The 18,336-nt window shown below is 67.7% G+C and carries 19 protein-coding genes; 2 read left to right on the top strand and 17 right to left on the bottom strand.

What is annotated here, in order from left to right:
• Window positions 1-3: 3 nt before the first annotated feature.
• From QN239_RS12685 to QN239_RS12655, 7 genes are all read right to left on the bottom strand, one after another.
• The gene (locus QN239_RS12685) at window positions 4-609 is read right to left on the bottom strand and encodes a GNAT family N-acetyltransferase (protein WP_499010739.1); all 606 of its coding nucleotides are present in this window, start codon (window positions 607-609) and stop codon (window positions 4-6) included.
• A gap of 13 nt (window positions 610-622) precedes the next feature.
• Window positions 623-1,051 (bottom strand): CBS domain-containing protein, encoded by a 429-nt coding sequence (locus tag QN239_RS12680; RefSeq protein WP_090353445.1) that lies wholly within the window; start codon window positions 1,049-1,051, stop codon window positions 623-625.
• Between the two features lie 81 nt (window positions 1,052-1,132).
• Window positions 1,133-1,891 (bottom strand): TetR/AcrR family transcriptional regulator, encoded by a 759-nt coding sequence (locus tag QN239_RS12675; RefSeq protein WP_090353443.1) that lies wholly within the window; start codon window positions 1,889-1,891, stop codon window positions 1,133-1,135.
• A gap of 14 nt (window positions 1,892-1,905) precedes the next feature.
• On the bottom strand, window positions 1,906-2,658 hold the full coding sequence (locus QN239_RS12670) for a creatininase family protein (protein ID WP_499010735.1): 753 nt from the start codon (window positions 2,656-2,658) through the stop codon (window positions 1,906-1,908).
• Window positions 2,655-4,028: a type III glutamate--ammonia ligase gene (gene glnT, locus QN239_RS12665; protein WP_499010732.1), complete on the bottom strand. Its 1,374-nt coding sequence runs from the start codon at window positions 4,026-4,028 to the stop codon at window positions 2,655-2,657. Before glnT ends, QN239_RS12670 begins: the two co-directional genes overlap by 4 nt.
• An 11-nt stretch (window positions 4,029-4,039) precedes the next feature.
• Window positions 4,040-5,203, bottom strand: a complete 1,164-nt coding sequence (locus tag QN239_RS12660; RefSeq protein ID WP_090353439.1) for an aromatic ring-hydroxylating oxygenase subunit alpha — start codon at window positions 5,201-5,203, stop codon at window positions 4,040-4,042.
• Between the two features lie 19 nt (window positions 5,204-5,222).
• Window positions 5,223-6,623, bottom strand: a complete 1,401-nt coding sequence (locus QN239_RS12655) for a purine-cytosine permease family protein (protein ID WP_499010729.1) — start codon at window positions 6,621-6,623, stop codon at window positions 5,223-5,225.
• Between the two features lie 257 nt (window positions 6,624-6,880).
• Between QN239_RS12655 and QN239_RS12650 the strand changes: the two genes are divergently transcribed.
• A complete protein-coding gene (locus QN239_RS12650) occupies window positions 6,881-7,735 on the top strand; it encodes a ribonuclease Z (protein WP_499010725.1) in 855 nt (284 codons plus the stop codon).
• A 19-nt stretch (window positions 7,736-7,754) separates the two neighbouring features.
• Here the strand turns inward: QN239_RS12650 and QN239_RS12645 are convergent, their stop codons facing one another.
• From QN239_RS12645 to QN239_RS12635, 3 genes are read right to left on the bottom strand one after another with little or no spacing between them, the layout of a single operon-like run.
• On the bottom strand, window positions 7,755-8,594 hold the full coding sequence (locus tag QN239_RS12645; protein ID WP_090353435.1) for a transglutaminase family protein: 840 nt from the start codon (window positions 8,592-8,594) through the stop codon (window positions 7,755-7,757).
• Window positions 8,594-9,571 (bottom strand): alpha-E domain-containing protein, encoded by a 978-nt coding sequence (locus QN239_RS12640; protein ID WP_499010722.1) that lies wholly within the window; start codon window positions 9,569-9,571, stop codon window positions 8,594-8,596. The genes QN239_RS12645 and QN239_RS12640 overlap by 1 nt, the downstream gene beginning before the upstream one ends.
• Entirely contained in the window at window positions 9,571-11,247 is a 1,677-nt protein-coding gene (locus tag QN239_RS12635; protein ID WP_409371163.1) for a circularly permuted type 2 ATP-grasp protein, read from the bottom strand. Before QN239_RS12635 ends, QN239_RS12640 begins: the two co-directional genes overlap by 1 nt.
• Window positions 11,248-11,414: 167 nt before the next feature.
• Between QN239_RS12635 and rpsT the strand changes: the two genes are divergently transcribed.
• A complete protein-coding gene (gene rpsT / locus QN239_RS12630; RefSeq protein WP_090353432.1) occupies window positions 11,415-11,675 on the top strand; it encodes a 30S ribosomal protein S20 in 261 nt (86 codons plus the stop codon).
• Between the two features lie 71 nt (window positions 11,676-11,746).
• On the opposite strand, the gene holA is transcribed toward rpsT, so the two are convergent.
• From holA to QN239_RS12595, 7 genes are all read right to left on the bottom strand, one after another.
• Window positions 11,747-12,712, bottom strand: coding sequence for a DNA polymerase III subunit delta (holA, locus tag QN239_RS12625; protein ID WP_499010718.1), 966 nt, complete (start codon window positions 12,710-12,712; stop codon window positions 11,747-11,749).
• Window positions 12,713-12,724: 12 nt separating this feature from the next.
• Window positions 12,725-14,257 (bottom strand): ComEC/Rec2 family competence protein, encoded by a 1,533-nt coding sequence (locus QN239_RS12620; RefSeq protein WP_499010715.1) that lies wholly within the window; start codon window positions 14,255-14,257, stop codon window positions 12,725-12,727.
• Window positions 14,254-15,039, bottom strand: a complete 786-nt coding sequence (locus QN239_RS12615; protein WP_499010712.1) for a ComEA family DNA-binding protein — start codon at window positions 15,037-15,039, stop codon at window positions 14,254-14,256. Before QN239_RS12615 ends, QN239_RS12620 begins: the two co-directional genes overlap by 4 nt.
• 94 nt (window positions 15,040-15,133) lie before the next feature.
• A complete protein-coding gene (locus tag QN239_RS12610) occupies window positions 15,134-15,535 on the bottom strand; it encodes a DUF6841 family protein (RefSeq protein WP_499010709.1) in 402 nt (133 codons plus the stop codon).
• Between the two features lie 9 nt (window positions 15,536-15,544).
• Window positions 15,545-15,988 carry a RidA family protein gene (locus tag QN239_RS12605; protein WP_499010706.1) on the bottom strand — a complete coding sequence of 148 codons (444 nt, stop codon included), beginning with the start codon at window positions 15,986-15,988 and terminating at the stop codon, window positions 15,545-15,547.
• Window positions 15,985-17,016 (bottom strand): acetamidase/formamidase family protein, encoded by a 1,032-nt coding sequence (locus tag QN239_RS12600; protein ID WP_499010704.1) that lies wholly within the window; start codon window positions 17,014-17,016, stop codon window positions 15,985-15,987. The genes QN239_RS12605 and QN239_RS12600 overlap by 4 nt, the downstream gene beginning before the upstream one ends.
• A gap of 66 nt (window positions 17,017-17,082) precedes the next feature.
• Window positions 17,083-18,336, bottom strand: a complete 1,254-nt coding sequence (locus QN239_RS12595; RefSeq protein ID WP_499017035.1) for a hypothetical protein — start codon at window positions 18,334-18,336, stop codon at window positions 17,083-17,085.

Here is an 18,336-nt window from a genome sequence, read left to right as displayed (position 1 = left end):
GTCTCACCGTGGCTGCCGCCACATCGGCCACAGCGACGGGCCGTCCGGAAGCACGATCTCCCCGGTCACCTCGAAGCCGAACCGTTGGTAATAGCCGATATTGGCGGGATTGCTGGACTCCAGGTATGCCGGGGCGTGCTCAGCGTCGCAGCGGTCCAGCCGGGACCGCATCAACGCCTGGCCCTGACCGCTGCCCCGCACGGACGGATCGCTGCCGATCACCGCGAGGTACCAGTGCGGCTCCTCCGGATGATGGCGCTGCATCAGTTCCTCGGCCTGCTGCCCGCGGCGCACGGCTGCGCCGAATGCCAGCAGCAACCCTGGCGCGGCGCGCACCTGTTCGCCGACGGTGTGCCGCCACCGACCTGGCGGATCCCACAGCGCGGCTGCACCGAGCACCGAACCCGCGGCCGCCACCTCAACTCCACCGCGTGACAGGTGGTGATGACGGGTCAGGGCCGCGAACACCCGATGCAGCTTGCGTCGCCGGGCCACCGGATCGGGCAACATCCAGGCCATCACCGGGTCGTCGTAGAAGGCGCGGCCGAGCACCTGCGACAGTTCGGCGATATCGGCGCGGACAGCGGGACGGACGTCGACGGTGGTCACGAACCCAGCGTATTCAGCCCTGGGTGATGTAGGCCTGCAGTTGTTCCTGCTGGGACTCCAGTTCCTGCATCCGGGTCTTCACGACATCACCGATGCTGACGATCCCGGCCAGCCGTCCGTCGTCGAGCACCGGAATATGCCGCACTCGGTTGTGGGTCATCGCCGCGCTCAGGCTGTCCACCGAATCACTGGATGAGCAGTAGACGAGATGCTTGGTCATGATGTCCGCGACGGGGCGCTCCAGCAGATCCGCCCCCAGCTCGTGGAGCTTGCGGACCACGTCCCGCTCGGACACGATGCCCACCGGGCCATCCGGTCCGACCACCACCATCGCGCCGATGTTGCGCCTGACGAGGCCCGCCAGCAGTACGGCGACCGTGGTCTCCGGGGCGATCGTGGCGACCGCCGATCCCTTGTTCTTCAGCACGTCGGAGATGCGCACCGGACCTCCCTGGTGATGTGGGTCACACCAGAGTAGGTCGGTTCGGCGCCGGACGAAAGCCCCGGCGGGGACTAGCCTCGCTCAGTCGAAAGCGTGCAGGCTGACCCGAAGTGCAATGGCGGCGTCGTCGAACTGCGCGGCCTGCGCGGTGATGCGGCCGATCTCGCTGGGGCGTTTGAGCAGTCCGCGCACGGCGATGGTGGCGACCTGCTCGCCGACCCGGATCGCCTCCTCGGCACGGTCACCATGGTCGGGATGCAGCCGGGTTCGCTTCTGAGCGCCCTCGTCGAAGTTCAGCAGCAGGCCCGCGGTCTCGTCGCGGTCGCAATCGATGAACTTGCCCTCCCCCACCGCGGCGCCGATCAGATCGACCACCCACTGGCGCAGCCGCTCGTAATCGGCCCAGAACTGGTGGAACTCGGCGCGCTGTTCGTGGGCGATCCGCTGGATCTCGTTGAAGTCGATCGGCGACATCGCCAGTTGCATGGTGTCGAAGCGCAGCAGCCGGTACAGCTTGACCGCGGGCGAGCCCGATCCCGCGCCGACCTCGGCGATGAATTTCAGCGGTGCGCGGTTGACGAGCAGCGTCTCCTGCAGGAGTTGCTCCTTGTTGCGGAACCAGTAGTACAGCGAGGACTGCTGCAGACCGGCGGCGCGCGCGATATCGCTCATCGTGGTCTGGGCGTAGCCGCGTTCCGAGAACAGCTTGGTGGCGGCATTGACGATCCCGGTGCGTGGCGACTCGGGCGGCCCGCCGCCGGTTTCCGGTCCCGCCTCAAGGCGCGGGCGTCCGATGGCACGGACCTGCGCCTTGCGCTCGGGTGGTGGCACGAGGCGCATTCTAGAACGGATCGCTACGCCAGCGGCGGTTGCTCGTCCCGGGCCGCCGCGACGACACCTCGCGCCGCGGTGACGATATCGCGCCACAGCGCGAGCCCGAGTTCCTTGGAGGCGCGTGACGGATATCCGGTCACCCCGTTGGCCGACACCTGCGCCACCGAGTACCGGAAGACCAGCCCGGCCGTCCGGTCGGGGTCGTCGGCCTCCGCGAAGCGGTCGGTGTGCACCAGTTCGGGCCGCAAGGCCAACATGATCGACGTCTCCGCGGCATTGGCGTGCCAGTCGACCGCGTCGGCGGTGGCCCGGGCGGCGATCTCGGGGGTCAGATCCCACCACTGCAGGACACCGATCCGGCCCGCGGGATGCTCGCGGCGGAACCGGTCGCAGGCCAGCCACAGCGGAGCCGCGTTGCCGACATGCCCGTTGACGAACAAGATGCGCCGCACCCCGGAGTCCAGGCAGGCCCGTGCCACCTGGTAGGCCCGGGCAGCAACGTCCTCGCCGGAGAACGCCACCGTGCCCGCCAGCTCCGTGCCGTGAAACTGACTGGCACCGTACGCGATCGCCGGCAAGACCACCGCCGGCGCGCCGTCACCACCGGCGGCCGCTTCGGCGACCGCGGTGGCGATGACGGTGTCGGTACCGACCGGCAGGTGCGGCCCGTGCTGTTCGGTGGCGCCGACCGGGACGAGAGCCACCAGGGCCGGGTCGGCCGCCACGGCCGCCGCCAGTTGCGTCGAGGACAGTTCCTCCCAGCGCACGGTCACCAGAACCGCAGGTAGCGCTCGGTCTCCCAGGACGAGACGTGCGCGGTGAAGGAGTCCCACTCCGCACGCTTCTCGGCCACGAACGACTCGAACATCGCCTCGCCGAAGACCTTGCGCACCAGTGGATCCGCTTCGAGCGCATCGATGGCTTCACCGAGTGACCTCGGCAGCCAGCCGATACCGCGGGCGGCCAGGTCCAGTTCGGAGACGTTGTAGAGGTTGTCGCGGTTGGGCTCGCCGGGATCCAGGCCCTCGCGGATACCCTCCAGTCCCGCCGCCAGCATCAGAGCCGCGCCCAGGTACGGGTTGTTGGCGCTGTCGGCCGCCCGGCACTCCACCCGTCCCCCACCCTTCGGGATACGCATCATGTTGGTCCGGTTGTTATCGCCGTAGCAGGCGAAGATCGGCGCCCACGTGAGCCCGGACATGCTGCCCTGCTTGACCAGTCGCTTGTAGCTGTTGACGGTCGGGGCGATCACCGCGCAGATCGCCGACGCGTGACGCAGCACCCCGGCGGTGAACTGGTAACCCAGCGTCGACAGTCCACAACCACGCGGGTCGTCGGCCTCTTCGAACAGGTTCACCCCGTCGATATCGGCCAGCGACATGTTGTAGTGCGCACCACTGCCGGTGCGATCGGCGAACGGTTTGGGCATCCAGGACGCGAACAGGCCGTGCTTGCGGGCGATCTCACCGACCATCATCCGGAAGAACACCAGCCGGTCGGACATGGTCACCGCGTCGGTGTAGGTGAAGTCGGTCTCGAATTGGCCGTTACCGTCCTCGTGGTCGAACGAGTAGACGTCCCAGCCGAGATCGTTCATCGCCGTGACGATCTCGTCGACGACGGGATAGTTGTGCAACAGGCCCCGCAGGTCGTAGCAGGGCTTGTCCAGCGTGTCGTCGAGGCTGGCCGGCGCCGGCGTGCCGACCCGGTCGTCGGTGAGGAGGAAGAACTCGGTCTCGATGCCGAGGTTGAACGTGTAGCCCAGTGTCGCCGCGTCCGCGGTGACGCGCTTGAGGATCTGTCTGCTGCAGGCCTCGAAGGGGACGTCACCGATCCAGAGGTCGCCGGGGAACCACGCCACCTCCGGGTTGAAGGGCGCGATGATCGCCCCGCCCAGGTCCGGATGTGGCGCGACCTCGTCATCGTTGACGTCCTGTGGGACGCCGTCCAGCGCCGCCCCGGTGAACATCTCCGACCCGCGCGCAGCCTGTCCGAGGTGGTTGAGCGGCACCATCTTGGCTTTCGGTTTGCCGTGCATGTCGACGAAGCTGATCGCGGCGTACTTGACCCCGGCGGCACCGAGTCTCTCGGCGACCTCCGTTGCGGCAGTGCGTTGCACGTGTCCGTTCAGGGTGCTGGTCATATCTTGTCCTTTCAGCCGGCGGAGGCGAGGTCGGCGGTGTGGGAGACGATTCCGAGTTCACGTCCGAGGTAGCGGTAAAACTCCCACAGTGGTTGTTCCAGGTGTGACAGCCGCCCGGTGGAGGTCACTCCGGCCCGGACCGACTTCTGCACGGCGGCGCAGACGTCGAGGTCTTCGCGGTGGATATCGCAGATGGACTTCACGAGCTGGCTGCGCCGGGCGTCGAGGTCGGGCGCCGCGAGCGCGGCGGGCGACATCGCGATGTCCAGGTGGATCTCGACCTTCCCTGCGCCGACGGGCAAGGTCTTGAGCCAGTACATGAAACCCGGGCCCAGCGATATCTGCAGCAGCGGATAGGCGATGAAGATCAGCAGCTTGTGGCTGTGCTCGGGGGTCAGTGTGTCGGCGCCGGGCGCCAGGAACGGCTCTTCGGCCGGATAGCCGTCCGCTTGGCGGGACCACATGGTGGTGAAGTACGGGCCGCCCTCACCTGCTCCGCTGAGTTTGGCGGGGAACTCGTCTTCCAGGGTGCCGCGATGCGGGCCCATATGGTGGTAGCACTCCATGAAGTTGTCCACCATGATCTTCCAGTCCCAGTCGCAGACACCCCAGTCGGTGTGTTCGACGATCTGGTAGTTCTCGAAGTCGTACGGATCGACCATCGGGGCGAGACCGGCGAGTTGTTCGGCGACGGGTGCCGCCTGTCCGTCGAAGTTGACGAAGACGAAACCTTTCCACACCTCGTGCCGGAACTGTTTGAGGCCCCAGTCTTTTCGGTCGAATCCTGCGGACTGCTTCATCTCGGGGGCGCCCGCCAGGTGACCGTCCAGGCCGAAGGACCACAGGTGGTACGGGCATTGCAGCACGCCGGCCTCACCGGCACCGCTGCACACCTCCATCCAACGATGGGTGCAGTTGCGCGACATCACCCGGATGTCGTCCTTGCGGTCGCGCGTCACCACCAGCGGGGTGCCCAGGATGTCGATGCTGTAGTAGCTGCCCGGTGACGGGAGTTGTTCGATGCGGCACAACGGTATCCAGCCACGTTTGAAGATCCGATCCACCTCGGCGGCATACAGTTCGTCGCTGCCGTAGGCCTCCGGGGGCAGGGTGATGGCGTTCTCCGGTGAGTCCACCGCACAGGTGGCGGTGAGCCGGGAGTAGTCGAATGCCATGGGTGACTCCTTTGCGAGATCAGGCGGTCACCGCGGCGGCCGCGGTGATCGGGGCGACGGGGAGGTCGGCGTCTTGCGCCGCCGCGGACCTGTTCAGGACGTAGTGCAGACCACCGGCGACGACAAGCCCGACGATCCAGGCGATGTCGACGCCGCCGAGTGCGCTGGCGGCTGGTCCGACGAACAGGGCACAACTCATGAAGGGGATCTGGGCGATGACGGCCACGGCGTAGGTGGCAATGGCTTTCCAGTTCACCAGGCCGTAGCGACCACGCATGGAGACGATCTCCGCCACGTCGTACCGGCCCCGGTGGATGAGGTAGAAGTCGACCAGGTTGATGGCCGTCCACGGCACCAGCATGTAGAGCAGCAACATGATGAGGTTCTGCAGATTGGTCAGGAAGTCGCCGGACAGGAAGATGCCGATGGCGGTGCCCAGCAAAGCGAATCCACCTGTGACGGCGGCACGCACCAGTCGGGACACGTGCGGCGGGCCACCGGCTTGCGTGACCGTGGACAGTCCGGCCATATACGGGCCGTACAGGTTGTCACAGTTCGCCCCGATCATGCCCAACACCAGGATGATCGCGATGACAGGTGCCGCCACCGGTGACAGGCTCGACAGGTAGACGATGGCGTCACCGCTGAGGCTGTCCAGCGCGTACACACCGACGATGGCGCCCAGCGCCATGAAGGTGATGGCCCCGGCGCAGCTGCCGATCAGGGTGTACCAGAACGTTTTTGCCCCGCCCTGACTGGTGGGCAGGTACCGCGAATAGTCCGAGACATAGGGTGCGAAGGTGATCTGCCAGCTCGCGGCGATCGACAGGATGAGGAAGAAGTTGGCGAAGTTCGGGTGACTCTCGGCCGGCGGCGCCGAGCCGAAGTGCGCGATGGCAGCGATGAAGAGCAACACCAGAACGATGACCGACACGGCGGCCATGGCGCGGTCGAAGGCGTGGATGACGCGGTACCCCGCAAAGGCGATGAACCAGGTGATCGCGTTGCAGATGATGATGCCGGTGGCGGTCGGAATACCGAAGATGCTGGCGATCGCCTGGCCGCCGATCACGCCGGCTCCGGAGAAGTAGCCGACATACATGATGATGGCCAGGAGATTGGGCAGTATCGCCCCGAAGAATCCGAATTGCGCTCGGCTCTGGATCATTTGGGGCAGACCGAGCTGCGGACCTTGCGCCGAGTGGTAGGCCATGAAGACCGACCCGATGAGATTGCCGACGACAATCGCGATCAGGGTCGGCACCAGACCGGCGCCGACGGAGATGCCGATGGCGCCGGTGGTCGCAGCCATGACCGTCGCGTTCAGGGAGAACCACAGCGGGAGCAGATGCCAGGCACGCCCGTGCCGCTCGTCCTCCGGTATTGCGCCGATCGTCCGTTGTTCGATGAAAGTTGCCATGTGAATTCCTGTGACTCGGAAGGCAGTTGGGCCGCCACAGACGTCGTGACCACTTCAAGGTAGGCAGGCTCTGTTGCCGCACTGTTTCCGAGCAGTAAATGACTCATGGAAATATTCCCCACCCGGCCAGTCATGAACAGCCACTTCAGCGCCATCTGTGTCGTGGATTATTCGATAGGTTATCGAAACTGTGGGGTCAGCGCCGTATCTCACGATTCCGGTTCCCCTGTCGGCCGATATGGGGTTAGGTGTTCTCCATGATCGAGGTCACCCTGCTCGGAACCGGCAGCCCGATTCCCGACGCCGACCGTGCCGGACCGTCGACCCTGGTACGGGCCGGCTCCCAGACGTTCCTGGTGGACTGCGGGCGCGGCGTCCTGCAGCGCTTGGCCGCCGCGGGGTCGGGTGCCGGCGCACTCAGCGCCCTGCTGCTCACCCACCTACACAGCGATCACATCGCCGACCTGGGCGACGTCATCATCACGCGGTGGATCAACACCTTCACTCCGGATCCCGCACCGCTGCAGATCATCGGACCACCCGGTACCGCCGCGGTGGTGGAGGCCACGCTGGCCGCGTTCGGGGATGACATCGGGTACCGGATCGCCCACCATGCCGATATCACCGGCCCACCCGGCGTGCAGGTGCACGAGCACACCGAAGGCGTGGTCTGGGAGCAGGACGGGGTGCGAATCCTGGTGGGGCCGACCGACCACCGACCGGTGACCCCGACCATCGGGTTCAGGATCGAGCACGACGGCGCCTCGGTGGTACTGGCCGGGGACACCGTGCCGTGCGCCGGGCTGGATGCGCTGGCGCACGGGGCCGGGGCGCTGGTGCACACCGTGATCCGCAGGGACCTGGTGGAGCAGATGCCGATGCAGCGCATCCGCGATATCTGCGACTACCACTCCTCGGTCGAGCAGGCCGCCGAGACCGCCACCCGCGCGGGGGTCGGCATCCTGATCCTCACCCACTACGTGCCTGCCCTCGTGCGCGGGCAGGAAGACGATTGGAGGGCAAGGGCTGCAGCCCACTTCAGCCGCCAGATCGAGCTGGGCGACGACCTGCACCGGGTCGAGGTGCATCCGGGCGTGTGCGCAGGGAGCTAGCCCCGGACCCGCGACTCGGCTACGCCAGCCGGGTGATCTCCACGACGACGTCGAGGTCGGTTGAGCCTTCGCCGGAATAGATGCCCTTCAGTGGCGTCACGTCCGCATAGTCCCGGCCCACACCGACCGTGACGTACTGCTCGTTGATCTCGTTGTCATTGGTCGGGTCGTAGTTCCACCAGCCGCCGGTCCACGCCTGGATCCACGCATGGCTCTGCCCGTCGATGGTGTCCCCGATGGCGGCCTTGCGCTTGGGATGCAGGTAGCCCGAGACGTAGCGCGAGGGAATTCCCATGCTGCGCAACAGGATCAAGGTCAAGTGAGCGAAGTCCTGGCACACCCCTTTGCCTTCGCGCAGGGCATCCAGCCCGGAGGAGTGCACCCCGGTGGTGCCCGGAACGTATTCCAGTTCGCTGTGCGCCCAGTTCGCCGCGGCGATCACCGCGTCCTGCGGTTCGTACTCCTTGGCGATGCGCTGTCCCACTCGTTGGACCCGCTTGCTGGCCGGCGTGTACCTGGTGGGGCTGAGCACCTCGTCGAACCGGTCGATCACCGCCTCGGAACGCAGTTCCTCCCAGGTGACCTTCTCCTCGGGCAGCTGGTCGGGCTCGGTCTCGACCACCGAGGAGGAGACGACCTCGAGCTCGGTGTGCGGGGCGTGCAGGTCGAATGACGTGACCGCGGTACCCCAGTAGTCGACATACCGGTAGGACCGGGTGGCCGGGGTGGTCTCGACGCGGTTGAGGATGACGTTCTGACGGGAATCCGATCGTGGCGTCAACCGGGCCTCGTTGAACGAGGCGGTGACCGGCGACTTGTAGGCGTAGCCCGTCGCATGGACCACCCGCATACGCCACATCAGATTTCTCCCTCTTCGATCGCCATCGCACCGTTACGCCCCGCATCGGTCCACGCCACCCACGGTGCCGAGTGGAAGAACTGCAGGGACAAGGCCTCACCCACCTCGACACAGGTCTTCTGCAGACCGGCGAGATGTTCCTCCAGTGATTCCAGGACCACCCCGGGTCGCAGGAATTCCAGCTCGCTGCGGGCCCGGCCGAGCAGGCGCTGCGCCTCGACGGTGGAACCCACCCGATTGTGCGGACGGTTGAGGAGCTCGTCGAGGCTGTGCTCGGCCAGCCGCAGCGAATAGAACACCGACCGCGGGAAAAGCCGGTCCAGCAACATGAACTCGACCACCCGCCCGGCGTCGAGCACGCCGCGGTACGTGCGCAGATACGTGTCGTGGGCACCCGCCGAACGCAGCACGGTGACCCAGGCCGGTGACGAGGCGCTGTCGCCGACTCGGGACAGCAGCAGCCGCACCGTCATATCGACGCGTTCGATGGCCCGGCCCAGCAGCAGGAATCGGTAGCCGTCATCGCGGGACAGCGTGGAGTCGGCCAGCCCGGCGAACATTGCGGCGCGCGCCTCGACATAGGCGAGAAACTCGTGCGGGCCAAGGCGTTTGGCAGCGCGTTCACGTTCGGCCAGTGCGTTGTAGGTGGTGTTCAGGCATTCCCACATCTCGGTCGAGGTGACCTCGCGGGCGCCGCGGGCGTTCTCCCGAGCCCCCGAGATGGAGTCGACGATCGAGCAGCCGCCCTGGGTGTCGCGACTGAACGCCACCAGATCGGTCAACGACCAGACATCCAGGGCGTGCTTGGGGGACTCGATTCCCAACACCCGCAACAGGGTTCGCGATTCCTGGTCGGGGTCCACGCTGGAATCCTCCAGCAGCTGGTGCACCGTGACGTCGAGAATCCGTGCGGTGTCGTCGGCACGCTCGACGTAGCGGCCGATCCAGTACAGGGACTCGGCGTTGCGGGCCAACATTATTCGCTCACCCCCTGTTGCTGCTGCTGAGCCTGTTGCTGCTGCTGCGTGGTCGGCGACTCCTCGGTCCGCTCGGGTTTGGCGGTTTTGCCGGCTCGCGCCGTCTTCGCCGGCGGCGCCTTCACCAGCACCTCGGCGGCCAACTCGCGGTCGGCGGCCGAGGTGCGCGAGGCCAGCACCCAGGTGTCCTTGGAGCCACCGCCCTGGCTGGAGTTCACCACCAGCGAACCCTCCGGCAGCGCCACCCGCGTCAGTCCGCCGGGCAGCACCCACACATCGTCCCCGTCGTTGACCGCAAACGGTCGCAGGTCGACGTGCCGGGGCACCAGTTTGTCGCCGATGCGAGTCGGGACGGTCGACAGCTGTACGACCGGCTGAGCGATCCAGCCACGCGGATCGGCGCGGATCTTCTTGGAGATCGTGGCGAGCTCCTTGGCCGAGGCGTCCGGGCCGAACACGATGCCGTACCCACCGGAGCCCTCTACGGGTTTGATCACCAACTCGTCCACCCGGTCGAGCACCTCTTCGCGCTCGTCGTCGAGCCAGCACCGGAAGGTGTCCACGTTGGCGACCAGTGGCTTCTCGCCGAGGTAGTACTCGATGATGGTCGGCACATAGGTGTAGACGAGCTTGTCATCACCGACGCCGTTGCCGACCGCGCTGGAGATCACGACGTTCCCGGCCCGCGCGGCATTCAGGACGCCCGCGACACCGAGCATGGAGTCCGGCTTGAACACCATGGGGTCCAGAAAGTCGTCATCGATGCGGCGGTAGATGACATCGACCTGCCGCTCGCCCTCGGTGGTGCGCATGTAGACGGTGTTGTCCCGGCAGAACAGGTCGCGGCCCTCGACCAGCTCGACACCCATCTGGCGGGCCAGCAACGAATGCTCGAAGTAGGCGGAGTTGTACACACCGGGGGTGAGCACCACCACGGTCGGGTCGGCCTCGTTGGAGGCCGCCGCCTTGCGCAGCGCCCGCAGCAGGTGCGAGGCGTAGTCGCCGACCGCCCGCACCCGGTGGGTGGCGAACAGGTTCGGGAACACCCGTGCCATGGTGCGACGGTTCTCCATGACGTAGGACACTCCGGACGGGGACCGGAGGTTGTCCTCCAGCACCCGGAAGGTGCCCTGTGCGTCGCGGACCAGGTCGATGCCGGCGACGTGGATACGCACGCCGTTGGGCGGGTTGATACCCACCGCCTCGCGGTGGAAGTGCTCGCAGGAGGTGATGAGCCGGCGCGGGATCACCCCGTCGCGCAGGATCTCCTGGTCGCCGTAGATGTCGTCGAGGTACATCTCCAGGGCCTTCACCCGCTGGGTGATGCCCTTCTCCAACCGCGACCACTCGGCAGCCGAGATCACCCGCGGCACCAGATCCAGCGGGAACGGCCGCTCCTGCCCCGACAGCGAGAAGGTGATGCCCTGATCGATGAACGCCCGGCCGAGGGCCTCGGTGCGTGCCTCCAGCTCGGAGGCGTCCGAAGGTGACAACTCGGCAAAGATGCCCTTGTAAGGCCCGCGCACGTTGCCCTGCGCGTCGAACATCTCGTCGAACGCCTCGGAGTAACTACCCCGGCCGTTATAGCCACCGAAGATCCCCACCTGGCGTTTCGCGGCGCCGGAGGAGGTGCGCGACGTCCGCGCCGATTCGTTGGGCAGTGTTCGTAGGGTCACGGTTGTCAATGCTGCACCAGATGTGCAGTTTCGGCAGGCCAGTCGGTCTCGCTTTGGGAGATCGGGGCATGCGCTGGTAACCTGAACAACCGCTGCCCAGCTTGGTTCGCTCGGCCCGGGCAATCAGACTTCGTATTCCAACCGACGTTCAAGAAGGAACTACACGCGTGGCCAACATCAAGTCGCAGGAAAAGCGCATCAAGACCAACGAGCGCCGCCGTCTGCGCAACCAGTCCGTCAAGTCGTCGCTGCGTACGGCTGTCCGCGGACTGCGTGAGGCCATCGACACCGGTGACAAGGACAAGGCCGGTGCCCTGCTCGTCGAGACCAGCCGCAAGCTCGACCAGGCCGCCAGCAAGGGCGTGATCCACAAGAACCAGGCCGCGAACAAGAAGTCCGCCCTGGCGCTCGCCGTCAACAAGATCTGACGGCTCTTCTCCAACTCGACTGACGCGCGCGTGCGGCCCACCGGCCGGCGCGCGTTTCGTCGTCTCCGGAGTCAGCGGTCGGTGGCGAGTTCGGCGACCCTGCGCACCGCTCGCTCCAGCGCGTAGTCCGCGTCCGCGGCGACGCCCTTCACATCGGCGTTGAGCGCCGCCACCACCTGCATGGCCTGCGCAACCCGATCCCTCGACCAGCGCCGCGACTGCTTCTGCGCCTTCTGCACCCGCCACGGCGGCATCCCCAGCTCGCCCGCGAGCCGGTACGGATCACCCGACAACGGGCCGACCCGGGCGATGGTGTGCACCGCCTCGGCGAGCGCGTCGGCCAGGACCACATGTGGTTCCCCGCTGAGCATGGCCCAGCGCAGCGCCTCGGCAGCACCTGCTACATCGCCGACCACCGCCTTGTCGGCGATGTCGAAGCCCTTCACCTCGGCCTTGCCGCTGTGGTAGCGGCGCACCGCCGCGACGTTGATCTGGCCGTCGGTGTCGGCGACCAGCTGCGAGCAGGCGGCAGCCAGCTCGCGCAGATCGGATCCGACGGCATCGATCATCGCCGTGACCGTGTCGTCGTCGACCTTCACCTTCAGCGTGCGGAACTCGTGCCGCACGAAATCGGCACGCTCACCCGCCTTGGTGATCTTGGCGCACAGATGTACTTCGGCGCCGATCTTCCTCAGCTGATCGGCCATCGCCTTGGCCCGCCCACCGCCCGAATGCACGACGACGAGCATGGTGCCCGGCGGCAGATCCCCGGCCGCCGACACGATCAGCGCGACCGCGTCCTTACCGGCCTCGGCGGCCGCCTCCAGCACCACCACCCGCTCGTCGGCGAACAGCGACGGGCTGAGCAGCTCGGCCAGCTCACTGGTGCTGACCTCGCCGGCACGCAACCGGTCCACCGGGACGTCGGCGGTGCCCGCGCGGGCCCGGGCACCGCGTAACACATCCGCGATGGCGCGCTCCACGAGCAGCTCCTCCTCGCCGAGCACCAGGTGCAGTCCCGCGGTCTCATTGCTCACGCGACGATGGTGTCACGACGACCCGACAACGCCCGACACGGTCCACGCCAACAGAGCGACACCGCACGCCGCCACCGCCAGCCGGACCCACCGCCAGCGCCAACCGAGCACCAGGGCCAGGCTCGCCACCGCGACCACCGCCACGCCGGCGACCCCGGAAGGCACCGGGACCGAGGCGCCCGGCACCGCCGCGACCCGGTGCGCCACCTGCAGCAGCCACCACAGTTCGGGCCCGGTGAACCGGATGAGCAGCCCGGCACCGGCCGGCCACCAGGACGCCAGCACGGCCGCCGCGGTACCGATCACCGTGATCGGCGGGATCACCGCGGCCACCATCAGGTTCGCCGCGACCGACAGCACGCTGAAGCGCCCGGAGATCCCGGCGACCAGCGGTGCGGTCACCAACTGGGCGGCCACTGCCACACTGACGGCGGCCGCCAGCGGCCGGGGCCAACCGCGCTCGGTCAGCCTGGCTGACCACACCGGGGCGATGAGCACCAGCGCGGCAGTCGCCACCACCGACAACGCAAATCCGATATCGACCGCAAGTTGTGGCGCGCCGACCATCAGCGCGATGACGGTGCAGGACAACACCGGGATGGCCTGCCTGCGCCGGTGTGACAGCATCGCGAGAAGTCCGATCCCGCCCATCACCGCGGCGCGCAGCACACTGGCCGACGGTTCGACCACGAGGACGAAGGCGATCAGGACGAGGAAGGCGAACACCGCGGCGATCCTGGGGCCGACCAGCATCGCCGACAACAGCGCCACTCCGCACACGATCGTCACGTTGGCGCCGGAGACCGCGGTGAGATGGGTCAGGCCGGCCGTCCGGAAATCCGAGGCGGCCGGGGCCGCCACCGCTGAGGTGTCACCCAGCACCAACGCAGGCAGCATCGCCGCTTGATCCGGGGGCAGGGTCAGACGGGCCGCGGCGGCGAAAGCCGATCGGATGTGGCCGGCCAACCGCTGCGCGGCGGGCGCCGTGCCGACCGTCGGGTCGCCGACCGCGGTGAGCACCGCGACGGTCAGATCTGACCGGGTGGGCCGCCCGACCCGGGCCCGGAACGTCGTGGGGCGGCCCGCGGTCACCTCGCCGGAGCTCCAGCCGGGCGCGAACACCGTCACCGCACCATCGGCCGGGGCTCCGGCCACCTGCCGGAGCGCGGCACGGAACAGCAACCGGCCGCCGCCCAGCACACGCGGGCTCTCCGTGGGTGTCACCGTGGCTGTGACGGTCGTGCCCACCCGTGCGGTGATCGGGTGGTGGCGCACATCGTGTGCCCGCAGTCCGATCGACAGGGCGAAGCACCCACCGACCAACGCCACCGCGAGCACAGCGGCCCCGCCGAACACCGGGCCGCCCCCGTCTCCGGCCGGTGCCCGCACGCTGTACCACCGCAGCAGTGCCGACGCCGCGATCGCCGCCACGACCACGGCGACGAGCGCACCCGCGGGCCACAGGATCCCGGCCGCGGTGACCGCCCAACTGGTCACGGCGGCAGGCACCAATCGGACGTCGAGCGCAGGGCGGTCGGTGTTCACACATGGACCAGGTCGCGCAGCTTCTCAAGGCGAGCCGGCCCGATCCCGTCGACCTCGCCCAACTGGTCGACACTGCTGAAGCGGCCATGCGCCGCACGCCACGCGAGGATGGCGGCGGCCGTCACCGGTCCCACACCGGGCAGCGCGTCGAGGTCCTCGGCGGTAGCGGCGTTGAGATCCACGGCGGCACCGCCCGGTCCGGCACCCGACGGGCCCGGGGCGGCACTGGAACTGGAGCTGGAACTCACCGAGCTGCCCATCGGCGACGGCGCGCCCGGCGGTGCGGTGATACCGACGATGATCTGCTCACCGTCGGTGACGCGCCGCGCCATGTTCAGCCCGACCAGATCGGCTCCGTCCAGTGGGCCGCCGGCGGCCGCCAAGGCGTCGGCGGTTCTGGCGCCCGTAGTCAGCGTGACCAATCCGGGCTTGTGCACCAGACCCACGACGCTGACCACCACCGGGCCTTCCACCGGCCCCGGTGGCGGCGCCGCCGACGAAATCATCTGCACCTCGGGCAGATTCGCCGAGGCCACCGGTGGGGTGCGATCACGCACCAGCGTGAAGACCGTGACCAGCACCGCCAGCAGGCCCACCACGATCAGTGCGATCACGCCGGCACGGCCCGGGTCCGCCCGTAGCGCGCCGATCCAGTCACCCGAGCGTCGCGTGGAATCGGGTAACCACCGTGACAGCGAGGTATCGGTCTCCTCGTCGGGATCGGCGTCCGGGGGGGTACCGATACGGCGGGTCAGCCGTTGCGCCGGTGATTCGGTGTCCATGCTCCGACGGTAGGCAACCGCACCAACAGCATTGGGCCGCCAGGAACCGCAGGAGGGTGAGCTGTGGATGAATCCGGCACTGTGGATAACCGGTTCAGCCGCCGTGGGATGCGAGTACCGCGATCTGCAGTCCGTCGGTGCCGTCTGCTATCAGGTAGGTGACCGCCAGGCGGTTGATTTCGCCGCCGTGGCGGTCATGCCGCACGAACGCGCCCCGGTACAGCGCCGAACTGGCGTTGAGCACCGTCACGTCGGCACTGAGCAGCGAGGTGTGGCCATAGGACTGGGCGCGCAATCCGTCGACCTGCCCTTGGATCACCGACGCCACCTGATCCGTAGTGGTGAGCGGCACCACCCCGTCGTCGGTGGTGATGAGAAGCGGCACCGCGTACCGGCTCAGCAGCGCCGAGAGCTCATGTTCACCGCGGACCGTCGAGGCGAAAACCTCAAGGTACTCCTCGAACCAGCGGCGCACCGCAGCGGAATCGATTGCCATACCGCGATATTAGGGCGAGCCCCATCCTCCGCTGCGCCATGCCACCCAGTCGATCTCGACGCGTGCGCCCACCGCCAGTCCAGTCACGCCCACGCAGGTACGCGACGGCAGACGGTCGGGAAACCATGCGGCGTATGCGGCGTTGAATACCGGGTACTCGGACCAGTCCGTGAGGTACGCCCGCACGGACACCACGTCAGCCAGTCCCCCGCCGCATAACTCGGTGACCTTCAGCAGATTGGCCAGGACCTGGTCGGTCTGGGCTGCGATGTCCTGACTGACCACCGCGCCGCTGGTATCGGTGGGCATCTGACCGGTGACATGCAAGGTCTGGCCAGCCGCGGTCGCGTGCGCGAACGGGGCCACCGACGGCGGAACCCCGTCGGCCGGGGTGAAGGTGAACGCGCGGATCGCGCCCCCGATATCCCCCGTCGCTTCGCTCGCCCCGGTCATGCCAGGGCTCCCCACTCGCCGGCGAAGCATCTCTTGTCGATCCTGGCGTGCACGCCCTGGCGCTGATCGACGACCTGGGTCACGGTGAAGTCGACCGCCACCGACATGAACGAATAAGCGTCCGCAGCGGACAGCCCGAACAGGCGCTGCAACAGGTCCAGGGCCCGCACCGCCGCGGCGCGCATCGCGGCGTCCAGATCATCGCCGAATCCGTGGACGAGCAGTTCGGTCGCCGTCTCCAGCACGGGAACGGTGAACGGCAGATCCCGGCGCACCGTCAGGCGCAACAGGCCGTTCAACGACGCCTCCAGCGCGGTACCACTGATCTCACCATCGCCTTGCGACACGTGCGGGTCACCGATCGACAGTAGAGCACCCGCGGTGTGCACCGGGTAGTACATCCGTCCGCCCGCACCGATGCGCCAGTTGTCGATATTGCCGCCGTGATCCCCCGGTGGCACCGACGACAGCCGCCCGTCGGCGGCGGGCGCGACGCCCATGGTGCCGAAGTGCGGTCGCAGCGGGACGGTGACGCCGGGTAACGCGGGCTCTCGCCGGGCGCTTCCGGGTTCGACGAGGGTGCCGGGCTGATCGGCCAGTGGCGTGGTGTTCCAGTCGTAGCCGAACACGGCACGACCGCGCAGTGCGGAGGAGTCCAGTTCGTAGATCGTGACACGTTCGACGGCGGTGAGGTCGTACAGGTATCCCCAATGCGCGGCCAGGTTCGATCCATAAGGCAGTCGCGGTGTCGCCTCCAGGATGTCGACCTGCAGTACGTCCCCGGGCTGGGCGCCCTGCACCGCGATCGGCCCGGTCAACAGGTGCGGGCCCGGGCCACGATCGGTCACCTGCTCGAATACGGCACGGATCCCGCTGTCCATCAACAGATCCGGCGCATCGCCGGCGTGGTGTGTGAGGGCCTCGATTGCCACCAGATCGCCCGACGCCACGACGAGCACCGGGGCCAGCGCACGATCGAAGTAGCCCCAGTGAACAGTCGACGGGGTGGCCGGCAGGGCGTGGTACATCCGGCGATCATGCCAGCGCGGCCGGATGATCGCAGGGCGAAGATCAGCCGTTGCACGTATAGGCTGTCACCCCTTCATCGCCGCCGCGTCGGGACGGCACCGTACGCGAATGGGCACCGGTTGTGCGCCATGGAAACCATCAGCCGTAGTCTCCTCGGGTTTCGCCACCCAGGCACTGAACACGGGCACCCCACGCCAGGCATCAGGTCCGTCCACTCGCGACGCGCATGCCAACACGGCGTAGGGGCGGTTGAACCGCAACATGATTCGCTTCACCAAGACTTCATGGAACGACGGCATGCTTGCCGCGCGCAGACCGATCGCCGTTACCGCGGCTGCCTTGAACCCGGTTTTCGAAAAGGAAGCGATGGCCGCCTGCGCCGCGCTGAACTGTGCCGGCAGATCTTCGCGCCGCATGAACCCGGTCAGCGCCTCGACCACCGCCACCACCCCGGGTGCCTCCATCAGGTCGTGGTCGCTCGTCGCTGACCATGCCGGTAGACGGCTCCGCCACTCGGTCTGTACGCGCGGTCCCCCCGCTCGCCGTTCGCGCCGTTCGGTCACGGTCCACGCGTGCCCGTCGACGAGTTCTTCGTCGGGCACCCGGCGCGCGGTCCGTCGGTCACCGCGCAACATCGCCGCGATCTGGTGCGCGGCGTTGTCGACATCCCGCGGTTCGACCCCGGGCGCCGCGATCACGCTGAGAATCTCCAGAGCTGACGTGGTGCGGGGCGCGGCCACCGCCACCAGCCCCGCCGCCTCGGTTTCGGCGATCAGCTGGATTCCGTTGTCGACCGTCAGCGCGCGGCTGATCACAGCACCGAACTCACCGCCCAGATCGCCGGTTATACCCAGTGGGCTGCTCCACGCGATATCGGTAGCGACCGCAGAGGCAAGCAGCAATCGGGTCAAATCATCGATCTGAAGCGGGAACTCATCGATCATCCCATGCGTGTTGGTGCGCGCCCAGTCGTCGGCACGCGCCTGACTGGGCACCGGGCCACGCTCGACGACATCGGGCAGAGTCCGCGCCCACTCGGCGAACGCCGGACCAAGGTTGCGATCCCACACCGCAGCCAACGCCGACACCGCGGGATGCGGTTCACTCAGCAGCGCACGAGCCCGGGCCGCGGCATCGTCGACTGTGGTTCCGAGGACGACCTCCAGATCTCGGCGGGAGACTCCTTGAGCGGCCGGTCCGATCAGCGCCAGGAGCAGCCACAACCCGAGCGGTGAGGCCACCGCGTGACCGGCGAGTACCACCCGGTTGAACCGTCCCGCGTAGGCCGACACCAACTCTGCGTTGTCGACGACGGGCAT

Source organism: Mycolicibacterium sp. Y3 (assembly GCF_051188035.1).
Classification (GTDB): domain Bacteria; phylum Actinomycetota; class Actinomycetes; order Mycobacteriales; family Mycobacteriaceae; genus Mycobacterium; species Mycobacterium fluoranthenivorans.
This window is presented reverse-complemented; position numbering and strand designations above follow the sequence as displayed.

Bases quoted from the DNA above. Each gene is read 5' to 3' on its own strand.
- QN239_RS12655 (WP_499010729.1), bottom strand. From the start codon at position 6,623: ATGGCAACTTTCATCGAACAACGGACGATCGGCGCAATACCGGAGGAC.
- QN239_RS12675 (WP_090353443.1), bottom strand. From the start codon at position 1,891: ATGCGCCTCGTGCCACCACCCGAGCGCAAGGCGCAGGTCCGTGCCATC.
- QN239_RS12600 (WP_499010704.1), bottom strand. From the start codon at position 17,016: ATGTACCACGCCCTGCCGGCCACCCCGTCGACTGTTCACTGGGGCTAC.
- QN239_RS12595 (WP_499017035.1), bottom strand. From the start codon at position 18,336: ATGCCCGTCGTCGACAACGCAGAGTTGGTGTCGGCCTACGCGGGACGG.
- QN239_RS12640 (WP_499010722.1), bottom strand. From the start codon at position 9,571: ATGTTGGCCCGCAACGCCGAGTCCCTGTACTGGATCGGCCGCTACGTC.
- QN239_RS12645 (WP_090353435.1), bottom strand. From the start codon at position 8,594: ATGTGGCGTATGCGGGTGGTCCATGCGACGGGCTACGCCTACAAGTCG.
- QN239_RS12650 (WP_499010725.1), top strand. From the start codon at position 6,881: ATGATCGAGGTCACCCTGCTCGGAACCGGCAGCCCGATTCCCGACGCC.
- QN239_RS12610 (WP_499010709.1), bottom strand. From the start codon at position 15,535: ATGGCAATCGATTCCGCTGCGGTGCGCCGCTGGTTCGAGGAGTACCTT.
- QN239_RS12660 (WP_090353439.1), bottom strand. From the start codon at position 5,203: ATGGCATTCGACTACTCCCGGCTCACCGCCACCTGTGCGGTGGACTCA.
- glnT (WP_499010732.1), bottom strand. From the start codon at position 4,028: ATGACCAGCACCCTGAACGGACACGTGCAACGCACTGCCGCAACGGAG.
- QN239_RS12615 (WP_499010712.1), bottom strand. From the start codon at position 15,039: ATGGACACCGAATCACCGGCGCAACGGCTGACCCGCCGTATCGGTACC.
- QN239_RS12605 (WP_499010706.1), bottom strand. From the start codon at position 15,988: ATGACCGGGGCGAGCGAAGCGACGGGGGATATCGGGGGCGCGATCCGC.